Raw genomic sequence first — 17,768 nt, forward strand, 5'->3', positions numbered from 1 at the left:
TCTCTCCACCGGCTGGACCGCCAAGCTCCGCGACTGGTCGTACACAGGCGCCCGCCAGCACTACGCCCTCGCCGTCTTCTTTTATGTCGGCATGCTCTCGGTGCTGGGTAAGCTCCTCGGCCTCGGCTTCGACGTCTTCGGCTTCCGTCTCGAGCACCAGTACCGCCTTTCCAACCAGAAGCTCCGTTCGTGGGCCTGGGACGAGGTGAAGGGCTGGCTGGTCGGCCTGGTGATCGCAACCATCCTGGTCGAGCTGGTGTACTTCACCATCCGCATGTCGCCCCAGCACTGGTGGCTGATCGCCTGGGCCGTCTTCGTCGCGCTCTTCGTCTTCTTTGCCCAGATCGCGCCCGTGGTGCTGTTCCCGCTCTTCTACAAGTTCAAGCCGCTGGAGAACGAGGACCTGAAACAGCGCCTGCTGCGGCTGAGCGAGCGCGCGGGCACGCGCGTCCGCGGCGTCTATGAGTGGAAGCTATCGGAGAAGAGCAAGAAGGCCAATGCGGCGCTCACCGGCCTGGGCCGGACCCGGCGCATCATCCTCGCCGACACCCTGCTCGAGAACTACACCCCCGACGAGATCGAAGCCATCCTCGCCCACGAGCTTGGCCACCACGTGCACCGCCACATCCTGAAGTCCATTGTGGTGCAGGCCGGGATCACCTTCGCCGGATTCTGGATCGCCAGCGCCGTCCTGCGCTACTCCGTCGAGCACATCGCCATGTTCGACGGTCGGCTCGACGACTTCGCCAATTTTCCCCTGCTGGCTCTGGTCTCGACCGTGCTTTCATTCCTGCTCATGCCCGCGCTGAACGCCTACTCGCGCTTCAATGAGCGTCAGGCCGACCAGTACGCCTGGAAGTCGATCCCCGACGTCGCCCCATTCGTCACTTCCATGAACAAGCTCGCCGACCAGAACCTCGCCGAGCGTGATCCCTCGCGCTTCGTCGAGTGGTTTTTCCACTCCCACCCGGCGATCTCCAAGCGCATCGCCGCCGCCCAATCCTGGACCGCAAAGCAGACCTAGAAGCGCACTACCGCGGAAAACTGCATGACCCTCGGATCGAGCGCGCCCGTCGGCGTGCCAAAGGCTGCGGCGCCTGTGATCTGTGGCGCAAGGCAGGGAATAGCGGCGGGGGCGCAGGTAGCGGGCGTGGTCGATCTCGCCAGCAACGTGGTTCGCACGCTGTTGAAATTGGCGCGGTTGAACAGGTTGAACGCGTCCCAATTCACCTGCAATGTCACACGCTCGTTGAGGCGTTGTGTTCGGGTCACGCGTGAATCCAAGGTGATGACACTGGGCAGAACGAAGGTGTTTCGCGCCAATCCCGGCGGCCGGTCGGTTGCTGCGTTGCCATCGTTATTGAGGTCGAAGTTCACCAGGCCGGAGTAGGGCTCGCCCGATGCGGCCAGGAAGATGCCGCTGAGCTGCCATCCTCCCAGCAGCACCCTCGCGGCGCGAGGAAGGCCGCTGCCGTACTTCAGCTCCCAAAGTCCGTACAGCACCAGCCGGTGCCGCTGGTCGGCGTCGGAGAGTCCCCGATCCAGCGAGGTATCGCCCGAGTCCGACAATAATCCGCCGTCTCCCGGCCCCGGGTTGAGGGCGCCGATCGTAGGGTTGTCGTCGATCGTCTCGGAATACGTGTAAGCCGCCTGGAACTGGAAGTGCCGCGAGAAGCGCTTGCTCGCTTGCACGGCCAGTGCGTGGTAAACCGAGTTCCCGTTGGTCTGGAGCAGTAACACCCGGTCGAACCCGACAATCGGTCGCGGCTGGGTATAGGCGCGGTAGCTAAGCAACGTGCTGGTCCCCGCCAGGCCGATGGTGGCCAGGGTTGCCGCCGGCAGATTGGCATCCTGCCAGTGCTGCAGGTGGACGCCCTTCGTCCCTAGGTACGTGACCGACACGGCAAAATCGCCGGCCACCTGGTACTCGATGCTGACGTTGTCCTGTTGCACCACGCTCTGCCGGTAGCCGGCGGGGAAAGCCATCAGGATGTCGGGGGCGGTGGCCGGGGCGGGGCAATTGGGCGCGTTTCCGGACGGAGGCCCGCACACATTGTTGGGATAGGCCGGGATCAGCGCCGCTGTCGGCGTCCCCCCTGCGAACGTGCGCGTCTGCGTCGTGATGCCATTCTGGAAGTAGGCGCGCGCGGCGGTCGCGCCCACCAGCCTCGGGAAATAGAGCCCGTATCCCGCGCGCATCACCAGCCGGTTGCTGCGCAGCGGGCTCCACGCGATCCCCACCCGCGGAGCGAGATTGTTCCTGTCCGTGGGAATGTAGCCGGTGTCGATGCCCGCCTGCGCCAGCGCCGCGGCCGGATTGTGCAACGCCACTTCCGTCATGACCTGCACGTCGTAGCGGAGCCCGGCAGTCAATGTCAGGCTCGGCCGGATCCGCCATTCGTCCTGCGCGAATGCAGCCACCTCCACGTAGTTCGGATTCACGCTGATTGGCGGCTGGCCTATGCCGGAGAAGGCCTGCACGTACCTGTCCCCCGCCTGCGGCACGGGCGTTCCCGACAGGCTTCGCCCGAAACTGGCCAGCGTATTGAACCGGTAGCTCGCAAAAAAATTCAGCGCGCTGAAGAAGCGTCCCCGGTCGAGCAGGATGTTGACCCCGAACTTCGGCGCATGCCGCCCCCGGCTCAGCGACAAGGTCTCCGACCACTCGGCGCGTTTTACGTCGTTGCTGACGGGAAGGCGCGCCGCACCGCCCACCAGCAGAACCTGCTGCCCGCCTTCCAGGACGGTCGCTTCCGGGTTCGTGCTGTTGGAAGGTTGCGGCTCCGCGCTGCTCACGTAACTGAAGCTGGCGACGTTCACCGCGTTGGGCGAGATGGTGGAGTTCAGCCACACGGCGGCACTATCCACGATCTGCTCCGTCGCCCCCGTATGTTCCAGCGATTGCTGCGGCCCCACATTGGCGAGATTGTCCGCGAGAAGCCGGTGGCGGTCCCATCGTGCGCTGAACGTGTTAGCCGGGTTGACGATCCAGTCCAGCCGGGCCAGTCCTACGTTCTGATTGAAAGTGCGGACGTAGGGGCTGGCCCGGGCCTCCAGGTAATCGAGCGCCACTTGCTGGAAGTGCGCCGTTGCTGGGTTTGGCGACAGGCTGAATCCGGAAGGAAGGTTCAACATGGTCAGGTTCTGCTCGCTCCGCCGTTGCCCGTCATAGCTGCCGTAGAAAAAGAGCCGGTCCTTCCGTACCGGACCGCCCAAGGCCCCGCCGAACTGGTGGGCATGGAAGGGTCCCTTCGGATCTCCGTTCATTTTGTTGATCGGGCTGTTGGCGTTCAGTCCTCGGTCTCGGAAGTACCAGAAGAGGGCCCCATGGAAGTCGTTTGTGCCCGACTTGGTGATCACGTTCACCACCGCGGTCCCCGCCCGCCCGAACTCCGCCGAGTACGAATTGGTGTTGACCTGGAATTCCTGGATCGATTCCTGGCTGAACAGGTACCGGTTGGGCGTGGCGGTCCCGACCGGGGCCGCCTGGAACCCGTTCTGGTCCGCCCCGTCCACCACCAGCGAGCTGAACTGGAGTTGTCCAGCGAAGTTGTAGCCGGCTTGGCTGCCCGGCGCATCCGAAACCCCCGGCGTCAGTGCCACGAAATTCAGGAAGTTCCGGCCATTCAGCGGAAGGTTGGCCACGGAACGCGCGTTCACCGTGGTACTGAACTGGCTGCGCGTGGTCTCCACCAGGGGCGCTTCGCTGTTCACCACCACCGAGTCGGCGTGCGCTCCGATGGCGAGCCGCACGGGTAGGTCCACTTTGGCTCCCACTCCGATTTCGATGTTGTGCTGGATGAACCGGCGGAATCCCGGAGATTCCACGCTGACCTCATAGGAACCGGGCGCCAGAACGGGGAACCGGAATAACCCGTGGGCGTCACTGCTCGTGGTGTGGACCGACGACGTGCCCATGCGGGTCGCTCGCACCACCGCGCCCGGAACCGCCGCGCTGGTAGGGTCCGTCACCGTCCCTTCCAGTGAGCCTTCGCTGCCGCTCTGCGCTGCCGCAGCCACGCACAGCAGGAGCCACACCGGCGCCAGCTTCCAGCTCATCATGGGACCCTTGCTTCCGTTGCTTTCGCGGTATCGGCGGATGCGCTGTTTTGAGGAAATCGTGCCCAGGGATTGCCGGTGCGATGGATCAGTTCCTGGAACCGCGGATCGGCCTTGATCTCGTCCGACAACATCGGGCTCAGCCACTGGCGCGGCAGTTGCGGGTCGTGCGACTCGTAGGCTTGGGTCAGAATGCCTAACGCGCGCTCGCGGTCTCCCAGCGCATCGTAGATGTGTGCCGCCGCGATAGACGCGCCTTCGGCGCGTTTGGTCTCGATCCTGCGGGCGATCTCCAGCGCCTCGGCGCGCCGCCCTCCGGCGGCATAGACCCACCCGCAGCTGTCCACCACCGCGGCCTCTGGCTGTTTCTGTTGCAGCCTGGCTAGGGCGGTCTCGCACTCTTCGATCGCCTCGGAAAACATCCGCTTTTTCGTGTAGGCCCACGCCATTTCGTAGTGGGCGTGATGAATCGCAGGATCCAGCCGCTCGGTCCTCTGGAGCTGGGCGATGGCTTCGTCGTAATGTCCGGCCATGAAATACGTCCACCCGGCCGACAATTGCACGCTGTAATTCAGAGGATCGCGTGCCGCCGTCTTGCGCGCTACCAGCACCGATTGCTCTTTTTGTCCCGTTGCCGACAGGAACATCTCCGGCCCCGGCCAGTTCGGATCTATCTCCGATGCCCGCTGAAACTCGCGCGCCGCGCCCTCCCAGTCCCACGCCGCCAGTTTCAATCGCCCGAGCGCCTGGTGTGGTTCTCGGAGCATCGGGTCGAGGGCCACTGCCTTCTCCAAGGCCTCCTTGGCCTGCGCAACAGTGTCCTCGTGTGCCTGTGCCGCCAGCCGCTCATAACATTGGCCCAGCGCAGCCCAGGCGGGCGCGTAGCTGGGATCTGCATCGAGCGCTTCGTGAAAATACCCGATCGCCTTCCACATCTGCTCCTTCGTCGTCTTGCTCGCGTAATAGTGGCCCTTGAAATAAGCCTTCGACACCGCTGGATCCACGCCCTTGGCGTTGTCCAGCAGGAGCCGCTCTTGCTCGGTCAATTCGATGTGCAGTTTCCTGGCCAGCGTCCAGGCGATCAGGCCGGGCAGCCGGGAAGCTTCCCGCGGATCGCTGTCGTAGCTCTGGGCCCACAGATGGCGATCGTCCTTTGCCGAGATGAGCTGTACCGTCATCCGGATGCGGTCGCCGCCCACTCGGACTGTGCCTTCCAGGATCCCGTCGACTCCCAATTCACGCGCGACCTCCGGCAGCGGCTTTTTCTGTTGCTTGTAACGCAGCACGGAAGTGCGCGAAATCACTTTCAGTGCGCTGATCTGGGCCAATTCCGTGATCAGTTCATCGTGCAGCCCGTCCACGAAGTATTCCTGCTCGGGGTCCCCGGTCAGGTTCTGTAGCGGGAGCACCGCCAGCGAGGTGATCTCCGGCGTCCGATTCCTGGTCAACCACGCGCTTCCCCACACCAGGGCTAAGCCGACGACGACGACGGCCGCCAGCACTCCCAGGCGATACCGCTGCATCCAAGCGACGGCGGTCGCGCTTCCGACTGGCTCGATCGGATATATGAAGCGGTAGCCGCGGCGGGGAAGCGTCTCGATGAACCGCGGGCTGTCGGCCGAGTCTCCCAGGGCCTGACGCAGCCTCTTGACCGCGGCGTTGATGCTGACTTCGAAATCGACGAACGTGTCGGCCGGCCAGAGCCTCTGCTTGACTTCTTCGCGCGTGATCAATTCCCCGGGCCGGTCCAGCAGCAGTGCCAGTACCTGCATGGGCTGGCCCTCGAGTCGGATCTTCAGCCCCTTCTTGCGCAGTTCTCCGGTTTGGAGGTTCACTTCGAAGGCCCCGAAGCGGACCGTGGATTTCGGCGGGATAGGCGAGTCGGACAAGGGCCCCCTCGTGATCAGGCCCCTCCGCCGAAACCGATTCTACGACATCAGCCCCTCGGCCCCAATCAAAATGAGTATCACAGAGGCGTGCAAGTCTTTGACTGGCTGGGGCTTACCGTGTCCTCCATATTTCCCTTGCAGGTCCCACTCCTGCCATTGCAGTTCGCCCCGCAAGCGCGCAACAAATGAGCCTCCGCGGCGGACCCAGTCCGCTTTCGCACATGCATGGAGGGAATATGCTTCGCAGACGATTTTTCTTCTGGATGCTACTGGCCCTGGCGGCCTCACCCGCCGGTGCGCAACATTTCTCGGATTGGTCCGCTCCGGTCCACCTTGCCGATCCCAATTCAGTCGGTACTGAGACCGAGCCCTACGTCTCCAAGGACGGGCGCAGCCTTTATTTCGCCTGTAGCGACTGCCCGGGCGGTCTAGGCGGCAACGACCTGTACGTCTCCCGGCGCGCCAGTGTCGCTGAGCCGTGGGGTCCTCCGGAAAACCTCGGACCGACGGTGAACAGCGCCTACGCCGAAGGCAATCCCACGCTCTCCATCGACGGACATTCCCTGTACTTCACCAGCAACCGCCCCGACGGTTACGGCGGCAACGACATCTACGTTTCCCGTCGTCACAACAAGCGCGACGATTTCGGCTGGCGCCTGCCCGAAAATCTCGGTCCCGGCATCAATACGTCGGCCAATGAGGCGGAGGTATCGCTGTTCGAGGATGATGAAGACAGCGGCACAACCGTTCTCTACTTTGCGTCCAATCGTCCCGGCGGCCTCGGCGGCGACGATATCTATGTCAGTACGCTTCAGCCCGACGAGACCTTCGGCCCCGCCGTGCTGGTTCCCGAATTGAGCAGCCCCAAAGACGATCGCGGCCCCAACCTCCGCCGCGATGGCCGGGAGATCTTCTTCACCTCCAACCGCGCCGGATCTCTCCTCAATCTGCAGGGTCTGCCCAGCTACGACATCTGGACCGCCACCCGTCCCTCGACCGCGGATCCCTGGTCCACGCCAGTCAGTGTCGATCCACTGGGCTCGATCGGCATCAATACCGGCAAGCACGACGGCGGTCCCGCGCTTTCATTTGACGCGAAGACCATGTATTTCCAGGCCGCGCAGCGTCCCGGCAATCTCGGGGTCGGCTGCCCCAACGCAGCCACCTGCTTCTTCGATATCTGGGTGAGCACCCGGACGAAACTCCACCCAAGGCCGGAGAAAGATGGCGACGACGGCGAGATGCAGCACGCTCACCATCACGCCGATCGCGGCTCCGCCCCTGGGGACGCTGAATGATCTGGTGGGATCGGCTGGCAGATGGCCCACCCAAGCCCGCAATGGGCTTGGGTGGGGAATGCTTAGTGTCTTCTCAGGATCTCTTCTACCCGCCGCCGGTCCTCTTCCGTATCCACCCCGATGGTGTCGTAGGGCGTCTCCGCTACCCGGATGGCGATCCCATTCTCCAGGAACCGCAACTGCTCCAACCGCTCGCTGCGCTCCAGCGACGACTCGGGAAGAGAGCAGAATCTGTCGAGTGCGGTCTTCTTGTACGCGTAGAAGCCCAAATGTTTGAAGTAACGAGGCCCACTCCCGTCGCGATCGAAGGGGATCGTGGCCCGTGAAAAATAGAGAGCATTCCCGGCTAGGTCGGTCACCACCTTCACCGCGTTCGGATTGTTCACGTCCTCGGGCTTGGCCGGCGTCTTCACCGTCGAGACCTGCACCGACGCATCCTGGAAGCACGCAAGCAGCGCCTCGATGTGCTCCGCCCGCGCCATCGGCTCGTCCCCTTGCACGTTGATATAAACGTCCGCCGCCACCGCGAGGGCGATCTCGTGTACTCGGTCCGTCCCGCTGCGATGCTCGCTGGAGGTCAGCCGGGCGTTGAAGCCCTTGTCGAAGCAGAAGTCGAGGATTTCCGCCGAATCGGTCGCTACGATGACGTCGTCTAGTAATGAAGAGGACCGCGTGGCCTCGTACACCCACGCCAGCATGGGGCGCCCCGCGATCTCGCGCAACGGCTTGCGCGGCAGCCGGGTCGAAGCCAGTCGCGCCGGGATGACCGCTATCGCTCGCATCCGCGCCATTGTACTTCGGAGCCGGTTTGACACTCTTCCGAAGCGCCTCTTAGAATCGATTGAGGTCGCTCTCCTGTAACTCTCCCATTCATTGGCGGCGTAGCTCAGGTGGCTAGAGCGAGGGTCTCATAATCCCTAGGTCGTTGGTTCGAGTCCAACCGCCGCCACCAATGTTCTTGACTGGTTCGGACAGAAGCGCCTCTCCCTCTTCCCCGCGTGGTTGCGCCGGGGTTGCATTGCGTTGCGGACCTCGTCCAGCGTCCAGGCGGTCAATGCAAGCCAGGTTCGCGCCGGGGATGAGATGTCCGCAGATGTCGACGGTTACCTGAAACGAGCTGTGGCCCATCTGCTCTATCACGTAGGGTAACGGGGCGCCGGCCTGGATCAGCAAGTACTCAAACGTGTGGCGCAGGTGGTGGAAGCGGATACGTCGCGGGCCCGCCTTCTCGAGAACGGGTAGGAAATACCGGTCGTACAGGTTGTCGGGGTCGAGGACGCCGCCCGCGGATCCGGGGAGAACCAAGTCCTCAATGATGAAGGACGTAGCGGTTCCGATCGTCCTCCGAGTCCTCGAACTGAATGTCGCCCCGCGGAAGCTGGTCTCCGCCGTTGGCCGGCACTCACACGTGGATGTGACCGTGGTCACTGAAGGGTGTGCGGCGCTACGCGGAGAATGCGACCGTGCCGGCGATCTCCCGCTGCCTCGGACGATGGTCCGTCCTTCGCCGGCTGCGATGGGGGTCGCATGAGCGGCAATGCAACCGAGCGGCGATGGCTGTGGGCGACGCTGACGCTCTCCTGCATCACCATGGTGGCGGTGGTGTTTGCGGTCTGGGAACTGGTCGAGTACCGCTACTTCCGCGACGCCGATTACCTCACCTTGCATTACCTCTACATCACCCGCGGCATGGGATCGTCGCTGCTGCTGGCATTTTGGGCAGCCTGGTATGTCCTCCGACAACGCAAAGCCAGCGAGGAGGCGCTGAGACGATCGCAAGAATGGTACCGGGGCATGTTGGAAGTCTCGCCGGGTGCGGTGGCCCTGTACGATGCCGGGCTGTGCGTGGCCGAATGGAACGCCGCAGCGGAGCGGCTGTATGGGTTCTCCAAGAAGGAAGCGGTCGGCGCCGTTCTGCCGACCGTGCCGCCGGAAAACATGGCGGAGCTGCAAGACTTCATATCCAGCGTGCAGCAACAGCGTACTGTGCTGGACGCGGAAACCCGCCGTAGCGGGAAGGACGGCAAGAGCTTCGAGGTCCAGCTTAGTCTGATCCCGTTTCGAGGCCTTTCGGGAGAGCCGTGTTTCCTGGAGATCACCTACGACATCCGCGAACGGGTACGGCTGCGGCAAACGTTACTGGAGCTGGAGAAGCTGACCACCATGGGCCAGATGGCGGCGGGGACGGCGCACCACCTGAACACGCCCTTGGCAGCAATGCTTCTTCGCGTACAGATGATGCGGGAGCGATCTGCCGGCAATGGGTTGAGCGGGGAACTGGAGGAGATGGAGGCCAGCATCGGTTTTTGCCATCAGTTCGTACAACGCCTTCTTACCTTCAGCCGCCGTCCCCAACCGAGCAAACAGGTGGAGCAAGTCAAGCCTCTGATCGAGTCCGTGGCCAGCTTCTTATCGCCGCAATTGCTGGCCAAGCACGCGCGTCTGGAGCTGCAAATGCAAGAAGGCACTGCGGACACCGTATTCGGGGATCGCAACGAACTGGAGGCCCTATTCCTGATCCTGGTGAGTAACTCTCTCGACGCAATCAACGGCGCCGGCACCATCCGCATCCGCTGCCGCAACACGGAGGCGAGCCGTTTGCGGATCGAGATCGCCGACAACGGCTGTGGCATGGAGCGCGAGACCCTGGCGCACATCTTCGAGCCATTCTTTACGACCAAGGCCCCCGGATGTGGCACCGGGCTGGGGCTGGCAATCGCCGCCAACATCTTGCGCGACCACGGGGGATCGATCGGGTTCGAAAGCACCCCCAAACAAGGCACGACGGCAATCGTCGAACTGCCGGTGTGCGAGTACGCGGCGGTAGAAGAGCGGGGCCAGCGATGAACGAGGGAATCAGAAATTACGCGATCCTGGTCGTCGATGACGACGTGATCCTGGCCCACGTGTTACGCGACTACCTGGAGCGGCTGGGCTACAGCGTGGAGGTGGCGCATTCGGCCGCCGAAGCGCTCGAAGTGCAGCATACCAACGGGAGGATCTCGCTGGCGCTTCTCGACCTGATGATGCCAGGAACGGACGGGCTTACTGTCATGGCGCAGCTCCGCGAGCACAACCCGGAACTTGCCGTCGTGATCATGACCGGCTTCGGAACGATCGAGAACGCGGTGGAATCGATGAGGCGCGGCGCCGAGGACTACATCACAAAGCCATTCGATCGCGAAGCGGTGCGCAAGAAGATCGGGAGACTCATGGAAGTGTTCGAGCTCCGCGCACGGGTGGCGCGACTTGAGGCGAACCTGCAGAACAGCGGTGCGGCATTCGAATCGCTGGTGTACGTCTCACCCCAGATGCATCGAGTGATCGAGCACGCACGGGCTGCCGGGGCGACCGACGCGTCCGTACTGCTGGTCGGCGAAACCGGGACCGGCAAAGAGATGCTGGCGAGAGCCATCCACGGCGCCGGGCGACGCGCCCTGTCGCCGTTCCTGCCGGTGAACTGCGGAGCCCTGCCGCGGGAACTGGTGGAAAGCGAACTGTTCGGCCACCGCAAGGGATCGTTCACCGGCGCGGTCGCCGACATGCCGGGGGTGTTCCCCAGCGCGAACGGCGGGACCGTTTTTCTGGACGAGATTACGGAGATGCCGAAAGACGTCCAAGTGAAGCTGTTGCGCGTACTGCAGGACAAGGAGGTGCGCCCGGTCGGAAGCGCGAAGGCGATCGGATTGGATGTGCGCATCATCGCGGCGACCAATCGGCCACTCGCGGCAGTCCGCACCGAGTTCCTGCGCGACGACCTGTATTTCAGGCTCGCTACCGTCGTACTGGAGATCCCGCCGCTGCGAGCCCGCCCCGAAGACGTTCTGGTACTGGCTCAGCACTTCTCGGAACGTGTATCGGAGCGCTACGACCGTCAAGTGGGGCTCAGCCGGTCGGCCATCGAACTGCTGCTCCGCTATAGCTTTCCCGGAAACGTGCGCGAACTGGAGAACATCATCGAGAGTGCCGCGGCGTTGTCGCGGGCGGATCCGCAGGTCATCGCCGAAAAAGAGATCCAGCCGCTGCTCAGCCGGAGTGCGCCGGTCGCTACCCCGTCCCAAGAGCCGCTGGCGATGGATGACTTGGAGAGAATAGCGATCGAGCGGGCGTTGCGGCGGGCCGATGGAAATCGCACCCGGGCCGCGGCGCTCCTGGGCATTTCCCGCGACACCCTCTACCGCAAGCTGCGCGAGGCGAAAGCAGAAGCCATGCGGGACAAATGAAGCTGTCCCCGTGCGGGGCTGAGGCCGTCCGCAGCCAGCCCGCAGCTGCTCCAGTTGTTCCATCCGACGTGTCCCACGGTGCGTACGCCGGTCCCACTGGGCTGATGTCCTGACTGTCTGTCCGATTCTCGTACACATTTTGACTTTTTCTGACGGCTGGCGGCGAACCGCCGCTCCGCCGGGAGAGGCGTGTCCGTAGATTTCGCGTTGCAATCCACTGAGTGGAAGCAAGTTGCGGCTACGGAGACCGGTCCGCACCGGGTTTGGCGAGTGACGTGCGCTGGTAGGTCTACAAAGGCATTCTTCCGCGAGGTGACGATGAAACTGAAGCAGATCCTGCTGGGGCTTGCGATGGTGGGCAGCTTGCCCTTGTTCGCGCAGGCACAGTACATCGGCAGCGGCCGCTGCCGGCCGTGTCACCTGCAGGAGGCAAAAAGCTGGCAGCAAACCAAGATGGCATCCGGCTTCGACCTGCTGAAAGCCGGGGTTGCAGCCGAAGTGAAGAAATCGAAGAAGCTGGATCCGAACAAGGACTACACCCACGATGCCGAGTGTCTCGTATGTCACACGACCGGCTACGGCAAGCCGGGTGGGTTCGAGAGCATCGAGAAGACCCCTGCGCTCGCCGGCGTGCAATGTGAAGCGTGTCACGGGGCCGGCGGCAATTATGCGAAGCCCAACGTCATGAGCTTCCAGAACAAGGAGTTCAAGCGCGCGGAAGTGGTTGCCGCAGGGCTTGTCCTCCCGGACGCGAAAGCATGCCAGGGCTGTCACAACTCGAAGAGTGAGTTCTATAAGCCGTTCGATTTCGAGTCGCGGCAGGCAAAAGGCGTCCATCAGCGTTTCCCACTGAAATACCAGCATTGAGTGAGGGAGCCGCCATGGCCTCTCGACGACAACTCGCGTTCTGGATCGTAGCGGCGGTGAGCGCATTGACACTGCTGATCGCGATGGTGGTCTGGCTCCAGGCACATGCCCCGCGGCGGGTGGCCACCACTTTCCTGATGGGCGACCCCAAGCTAGGCGCGACACTGTTCGAGCGCAAAGGCTGCGGCCGATGTCACGCGGTGAACGGCTGGGGTGGCCACATCGCCCCCGATCTTGGCGCGACGCCTACCGGCAGCGCCGACCTGAACCAACTCGTTCCTGCCATGTGGAACCACGCGCCCGAAATGTGGAAGCGCATGGAAATGGAGAAAGTTGCGCCTGCGCCGATCAGCGAAAGCGACATGGCGGACCTATTCGCCTACCTGTACGTCGCCCGATACCTCGATGAACCCGGCGATCTGGGACGGGGCGAACGGATGTTCCGCACGAAAGGATGTATCCGCTGTCACTCGGTGGACGGCGCGGGTGGCACCGCCGGGCCCAACCTGGCGAAGATCTCCGGCGTAGATACGCCCATCGAGTGGACGCAAACCATGTGGAACCACGCCCCGGTGATGGAAGAAGGGATGCAGGCGGCAGGGCTTTCGTGGCCAAACTTTTCCGGCAAAGAAATGAACGACCTGCTGGCATACATCCGCGGGAAATCCGGAGCACAACGCACGGAGCACAAGTTGTTGCCGGCCAGTCCGAATGAAGGCTGGAAAGTGTTCCAACAGAAGGGCTGCATCGTCTGCCATTCGGTCAAGGGCGAGGGCGGCACCATCGGACCGGAGCTGGGGACACGCCAGTATCTGCCGTCCAGCATGGTCGAGTTTGCGGGCGTGATGTGGAACCACTCTCCCGGAATGTTTCGGACCATGAAGGAGCGCAACCTCGAAAGGCCGAAGTTCGAGGGCCAGGAAATGGCGGACCTGATGGCCTTCCTTGCGGGTCTCAGGTACTTCGAGCCGAGTGGCGCGGCAAAAGGAGGCGCCAGCTTGTTTGTCCAGCGCGGTTGCGCCAATTGCCATGGACCGAACGGCGAAGGCACGAGCAAAGGCCCCAGGCTTCGCGGCAAGGGCCGCGGCTTTGGGACCATCTCTCTGGCGACCGCGCTCTGGAGCCATGGTCCCGAGATGTACCAACGCACGAAAGCCGTCGGACTGCCGTGGCCCAAGCTCGGCGAGGATGACCTGGGAGACCTGATCGCATTCCTCAACTCTCCGGCCGAGGGAAAACGATGATGCGGCCCTTCGGTGGGTTCCTCTCGCGCATTGCCAACAGCACACGTTCCAGAGTGCTTCTGGCCTTCGTGGTCTGCTTCCTCCTGACGGACCTGCTGGCCATCGTAGTCGGGGCGGGCAGGACAGTGCGGCAGCCGATCGCTTTCAACCACTCGAAGCACGTTGAAAGCGGCGCTGCCTGCCCCGACTGTCATACTGGGGTGCAGACGAAGGCACATGCCACGTTGCCCGATCTAGCCGTCTGCATGGGTTGTCATGAGACGCCGCTGTCGCAGAGCCCGGAAGAAGCAAAGATCCGGACCATCGCGGCAGCGGGCCAGAAAGTGGCCTGGACTCAACTGACGCGGGTACCCGCACACGTGTACTTCTCGCATCGGCGCCACGTGCAAATCGCGCAACTAGATTGTACCGAGTGTCACGGGCCGGTCGCCAAATCGACCACGCCGCCGACTGCCGAATTCCGCCCTGCCACGATGGACAACTGCCTCGCTTGCCACGCCAAGCGCGGTGTGCAGACCGACTGCAATGACTGCCACCGATAACCGCCTGCGACCGCCATTGCGGCAGTGCCGCGCCATCCTGCTGCTGTGTGCGGCGGTGGTGATCTCGATCGCTCCCGGCGTGCGCGCGCAAACGAGCGCCGGCGGCTACTTCATTCCGGGCGATCCCAAAGCCGGCATGAAGAGCTTCTTCGAGAAGGGCTGCGGGCGCTGCCACTCAGTCCTGGGTGAGGGCGGACGCACCGCGCCGGACTTGGCACGGGCTCCGGCCGGATACCTGAGTTCGGCGGAAATGCTGGCGGCGATGTGGAATCACGCCCCCGCCATGTGGGAAAAGATGCGCGTGGAACACGTTCCCCCTCCGCACTTCAGCGAAGCGGAGATGGCGAACCTGTTCGCCTTTCTCTCCTCCGTCCGCTCTCTGGACGAGCCGGGGGACCCGCAACGAGGGAAACAATTACTGTCGGAGAAGAAATGCCTGGAGTGTCATTCGGTCGCGGGCCGCGGCGGGCATGTTGGTCCGGACCTAAGAAATTGGGCGAGCTATCGCAATCCCGTGAGTTGGATCCAGGCGATGTGGAACCACGCACCCGCCATGCAGGGGGCGCTGGCGGCCCGGGGCTACGCCTGGCCGCGGTTCGAAGGCAACGATGTCGCCGACCTGATCGCGTACATCCGCACCCTGGCACCGAACTCCAGGAAGAAGATCTATGTCCGTGCAGCGGACGCCGAGGCCGGGGCGAGGATCTTCCAACAGAAGGGATGCCTGAATTGCCACGCTGTGGGCGGCAAAGGCGGCGGCCGCGCCCCCGACCTGGGCACCCGCACGTTCCCTCGCACGTTGGGCCAGTTTGCCGGGTTGATGTGGAACCATGCGCCGCGGATGCGCGCCAGCATGCAGGCGCAGCAAGTCTCCCGTCCCGAGTTTTCGAACAAGGAAATGGCGGACCTGATCTCCTACCTGTTCGTACAGCGTTATTTCGAAGTGTCAGGGAATGCGGCGCGGGGACGCCGCGTGTACTTGGAAAAGGGCTGCGGTGCGTGCCACACGCTGGGGTCGGGAACCGGCAAGGGGCCCGACTTGACGCGCAGCGGAACCGGCGCTGCGCCCATCTCCATCGCCACAGCTCTGTGGAACCACGGCCCCATGATGCTGGAGACCATGCACCAGGAGCAAGTGGCCTGGCCGCGCTTTCAACCGGGCGAAATCGTCGATCTTCTTGAATTTCTGAACCGCGCACGCAGCGCGCCATTGCAGGCAGGAGTGAGACGGTGACCCAGGACTTCGACCGCCGCAACTTCCTCAAGGTGGCCACGGCCGGCGCCGTGGGCGTCGCCACATCCGGGCTGACGCTGCGCGCGCTCAGCCAGGTCAATTCCGTGCTCGCCAGTGAAGAGGTCCCGGTGCCGTCCGGGCCAGAAAGCCTTGTTCCGAGCATCTGCTCCCTGTGCCCGGCGGGCTGCGGGCTGCGGGTGCGCAAGGTGGGTGAACGCGCCGTACACGTGCAAGGCAATCCTCTCCATCCGGTCAACCACGGAGGTATCTGCCCGAAAGGGGCTGCTGCTCTGCAGGAGCTGTATCACCCGGACCGTTTGCGCAAGCCGCTGCGCAACACCGGAACCCGGCAGAGGCCGCAGTGGAATGAGATTTCCTGGGAGAGCGCGATCGAGGAGCTCGCTGCCCGCTTGAGAACGCTGCGGGATGCCGGACATGCGCCATCGGTCGTCTTCGTTGACCGGGGGCAAAGGAACCTCTCGGCCCAATTGATCCGCACGTTTCTCCGGGCCTATGGTTCGCCGCATTACGTGCCGCAACCGTCCGGCCTGGATGCGCTGCAGGCGGCGGTCTACCTGCAGCAGGGAATCACCGATCCTGTCGCCTACGACTTCGAGAACACGCGGTACCTGCTGAGCTTTGGAGTCAACCTCCTCGAAGGATGGGGGTCGCCCGCTACGATGATGCGGGCGTTCGGGATGTGGCGCGACTCCGCCTCCGGCCGGCGGACGAAGTTCGTGCAGGTCGAATCCCGGCTTTCGGTGACCGCCGCGCGTGCTGATGAATGGGTCCCGCTGCGGCCGGGGACCGAAGCGACGTTGGCTCTCGGCATCGCTTACGTCCTCATCACCGAGGGCCTGTACGACGCTACCTTCGTGCGCGACCGTTGCTTCGGGTTTGACGATTGGCGGGACGCCGATGGCCGGCAGCATATGGGCTTCCGCTCCCTGGTGCTGCGGGATTACCGGTTGAACGACGCTGCGGCTTTCACCGCGGTTCCGCCCGAGACCATCCTGCGTATCGCCCGCGAATTAGGACACAATCGTCCGGCCATCGTGCTCGGCGACCACCAGACCAGCACCCTACCCGGCAATCCGTATGCCGCCATGGCCGCACACAGCCTGAACGCGCTGCTGGGCAGCCTGGAGGTGCCCGGCGGCGTCCTTGCCCAGCAACCGACGCCGGCGGCAGAGGGCGAGCAAGCGGCGTCGGAGCCGGTCACGCCGGCGAGCGCTTCAGCAACGCGCGCTCTCTCGGATAACACCCTCTACCGGCTGCCGGACGCGATCCTCTCGCGCAAGCCGCAGCCGGTGGAGTTGCTCATCCTGAACCAGGTCGATCCCGTGTTCGAACAACCCGACGGCGACTCCTTCCGCCGGGCGTTTGAGGCAGTGCCATTCATCGTCAGCTTAACCGCATTCGTGAATGAAAGCTCCGCGCTCGCGGACATGGTGCTTCCGGTGCCGGTCGGGTTGGAGCGATGGCAGGAGAGCGGGACTCCCCCGACCGTCCCCTATGCCATGCACTCGATCTCGGCGCCGGTCGTGAAGTCGCGCTTCGATGCGCGCGACTGCGGCGACATTATGCTGGCGGTGGCGCGCAAACTCGGTGGGCCGGTTGCAGCCAAGCTCCCTCTCGACAGTTTCGAGCAATATCTTCGCGCCCACTCCGATCGCCTGTTTGCCCGGCAAACCGGCGCAGTGTTCGCTTCCAGCCTGGAAGAGAGATGGGACCGTCTGTTGGAACGCTCTGGCTGGTGGGCGCCGAACTACGCCACGGCCGATGAACTGTGGTCGCAAATCCAGGAACGGGGCGGTTGGTGGGAGCCAGCCTACTACTTCGGCGAGTGGGACCGGGTGTTGCAGACGCCATCGGGACGGTTTGAGTTCTATTCGCAGCTTCTGAAGCGACGGGCGGACGAGGACCCCGGATTCGTCCGCGCGAACGGGCTCGAAGCGGGGGACGATCGGCTGTGCCTGCCCCACCAGCCGCGCCTCGCCGAACTTGCGCACGAGTTTCCGCTGCAGCTCGTCCCGCATGAGGTCTTGCCGCTAGCCGGTGGCAGCGGCGCTCACTTGCCGTACCTGCAACAGATCGCTGGGCTGCATCTCTTCGAGCACTGGGAGAGTTGGGTCGAGATCCATCCGGAAACCGCTCGCCAGCACGGAATCGCGGACGGGGACATGGTGTGGGTCGAGTCCAAGCGGGGCCGGGTACAGGCGCGCGCGAGGCTGTATGCCGGTGTCCGCCCCAACGTCATCCATATGCCTCTGGGCTATGGCAGACGGGAGGGCGGCGATTGGGCGTGCCGCGGCGCCAATCCGTTTTCCATCGTAGAGACAGAGTACGAGCCCGTCGCCGGTCTGCCGCAGACCGACAGAACACAGGTCAAGCTGTACCGGAGCTGATTGC

The 17,768-nt window shown here is 63.7% G+C and carries 12 protein-coding genes and 1 tRNA gene; 10 read left to right on the top strand and 3 right to left on the bottom strand.

Annotated elements, in window-relative coordinates; all coding sequences use genetic code 11:
- Window positions 1–100: 100 nt before the first annotated feature.
- Window positions 101–1,024, top strand: coding sequence for a M48 family metallopeptidase (locus tag LAN37_13095; GenBank protein ID MBZ5648146.1), 924 nt, complete (start codon window positions 101–103; stop codon window positions 1,022–1,024).
- On the opposite strand, the gene LAN37_13100 is transcribed toward LAN37_13095, so the two are convergent.
- Both LAN37_13100 and LAN37_13105 read right to left on the bottom strand, forming a co-directional pair.
- Complete coding sequence (locus LAN37_13100) at window positions 1,021–4,062, bottom strand: carboxypeptidase regulatory-like domain-containing protein (GenBank protein ID MBZ5648147.1); 3,042 nt, start codon at window positions 4,060–4,062, stop codon at window positions 1,021–1,023. The genes LAN37_13095 and LAN37_13100 overlap by 4 nt on opposite strands.
- A complete protein-coding gene (locus LAN37_13105) occupies window positions 4,059–5,948 on the bottom strand; it encodes a winged helix-turn-helix domain-containing protein (protein ID MBZ5648148.1) in 1,890 nt (629 codons plus the stop codon). The genes LAN37_13100 and LAN37_13105 overlap by 4 nt, the downstream gene beginning before the upstream one ends.
- 236 nt (window positions 5,949–6,184) lie before the next feature.
- On the opposite strand from LAN37_13105, the gene LAN37_13110 reads away from it, so the two are divergent.
- On the top strand, window positions 6,185–7,246 hold the full coding sequence (locus LAN37_13110; GenBank protein MBZ5648149.1) for a hypothetical protein: 1,062 nt from the start codon (window positions 6,185–6,187) through the stop codon (window positions 7,244–7,246).
- Between the two features lie 62 nt (window positions 7,247–7,308).
- On the opposite strand, the gene kdsB is transcribed toward LAN37_13110, so the two are convergent.
- Entirely contained in the window at window positions 7,309–8,037 is a 729-nt protein-coding gene (gene kdsB, locus LAN37_13115) for a 3-deoxy-manno-octulosonate cytidylyltransferase (GenBank protein ID MBZ5648150.1), read from the bottom strand.
- Window positions 8,038–8,121: 84 nt separating this feature from the next.
- Here kdsB and LAN37_13120 point away from each other — a divergent pair.
- From LAN37_13120 to LAN37_13155, 8 genes are all read left to right on the top strand, one after another.
- Window positions 8,122–8,198: transfer RNA gene (locus LAN37_13120), tRNA-Met, on the top strand.
- Window positions 8,199–8,773: 575 nt separating this feature from the next.
- Window positions 8,774–10,093, top strand: coding sequence for a PAS domain S-box protein (locus tag LAN37_13125; protein MBZ5648151.1), 1,320 nt, complete (start codon window positions 8,774–8,776; stop codon window positions 10,091–10,093).
- On the top strand, window positions 10,090–11,469 hold the full coding sequence (locus LAN37_13130; protein MBZ5648152.1) for a sigma-54 dependent transcriptional regulator: 1,380 nt from the start codon (window positions 10,090–10,092) through the stop codon (window positions 11,467–11,469). The genes LAN37_13125 and LAN37_13130 overlap by 4 nt, the downstream gene beginning before the upstream one ends.
- A 318-nt stretch (window positions 11,470–11,787) precedes the next feature.
- Window positions 11,788–12,336 (top strand): cytochrome c family protein, encoded by a 549-nt coding sequence (locus LAN37_13135; protein ID MBZ5648153.1) that lies wholly within the window; start codon window positions 11,788–11,790, stop codon window positions 12,334–12,336.
- Window positions 12,337–12,350: 14 nt separating this feature from the next.
- The gene (locus LAN37_13140; protein MBZ5648154.1) at window positions 12,351–13,580 is read left to right on the top strand and encodes a cytochrome c; all 1,230 of its coding nucleotides are present in this window, start codon (window positions 12,351–12,353) and stop codon (window positions 13,578–13,580) included.
- Window positions 13,577–14,122, top strand: coding sequence for a cytochrome c family protein (locus LAN37_13145; protein ID MBZ5648155.1), 546 nt, complete (start codon window positions 13,577–13,579; stop codon window positions 14,120–14,122). The genes LAN37_13140 and LAN37_13145 overlap by 4 nt, the downstream gene beginning before the upstream one ends.
- A complete protein-coding gene (locus LAN37_13150; protein MBZ5648156.1) occupies window positions 14,106–15,356 on the top strand; it encodes a cytochrome c in 1,251 nt (416 codons plus the stop codon). Before LAN37_13145 ends, LAN37_13150 begins: the two co-directional genes overlap by 17 nt.
- The gene (locus LAN37_13155) at window positions 15,353–17,764 is read left to right on the top strand and encodes a molybdopterin-dependent oxidoreductase (protein ID MBZ5648157.1); all 2,412 of its coding nucleotides are present in this window, start codon (window positions 15,353–15,355) and stop codon (window positions 17,762–17,764) included. Before LAN37_13150 ends, LAN37_13155 begins: the two co-directional genes overlap by 4 nt.
- The last annotated feature ends 4 nt before the right edge of the window (window positions 17,765–17,768 follow it).

The sequence above is a fragment of the Terriglobia bacterium genome, from assembly GCA_020073495.1.
Lineage (GTDB): Bacteria > Acidobacteriota > Terriglobia > Terriglobales > Acidobacteriaceae > JAIQFD01.

What these genes read in the sequence shown, in the direction of transcription:
- LAN37_13100 (MBZ5648147.1), bottom strand. Translation starts at nt 4,062, where the DNA reads ATGATGAGCTGGAAGCTGGCGCCGGTGTGGCTCCTGCTGTGCGTGGCT.
- LAN37_13110 (MBZ5648149.1), top strand. Translation starts at nt 6,185, where the DNA reads ATGCTTCGCAGACGATTTTTCTTCTGGATGCTACTGGCCCTGGCGGCC.
- kdsB (MBZ5648150.1), bottom strand. Translation starts at nt 8,037, where the DNA reads ATGGCGCGGATGCGAGCGATAGCGGTCATCCCGGCGCGACTGGCTTCG.
- LAN37_13125 (MBZ5648151.1), top strand. Translation starts at nt 8,774, where the DNA reads ATGAGCGGCAATGCAACCGAGCGGCGATGGCTGTGGGCGACGCTGACG.
- LAN37_13130 (MBZ5648152.1), top strand. Translation starts at nt 10,090, where the DNA reads ATGAACGAGGGAATCAGAAATTACGCGATCCTGGTCGTCGATGACGAC.
- LAN37_13135 (MBZ5648153.1), top strand. Translation starts at nt 11,788, where the DNA reads ATGAAACTGAAGCAGATCCTGCTGGGGCTTGCGATGGTGGGCAGCTTG.
- LAN37_13140 (MBZ5648154.1), top strand. Translation starts at nt 12,351, where the DNA reads ATGGCCTCTCGACGACAACTCGCGTTCTGGATCGTAGCGGCGGTGAGC.
- LAN37_13145 (MBZ5648155.1), top strand. Translation starts at nt 13,577, where the DNA reads ATGATGCGGCCCTTCGGTGGGTTCCTCTCGCGCATTGCCAACAGCACA.
- LAN37_13150 (MBZ5648156.1), top strand. Translation starts at nt 14,106, where the DNA reads ATGACTGCCACCGATAACCGCCTGCGACCGCCATTGCGGCAGTGCCGC.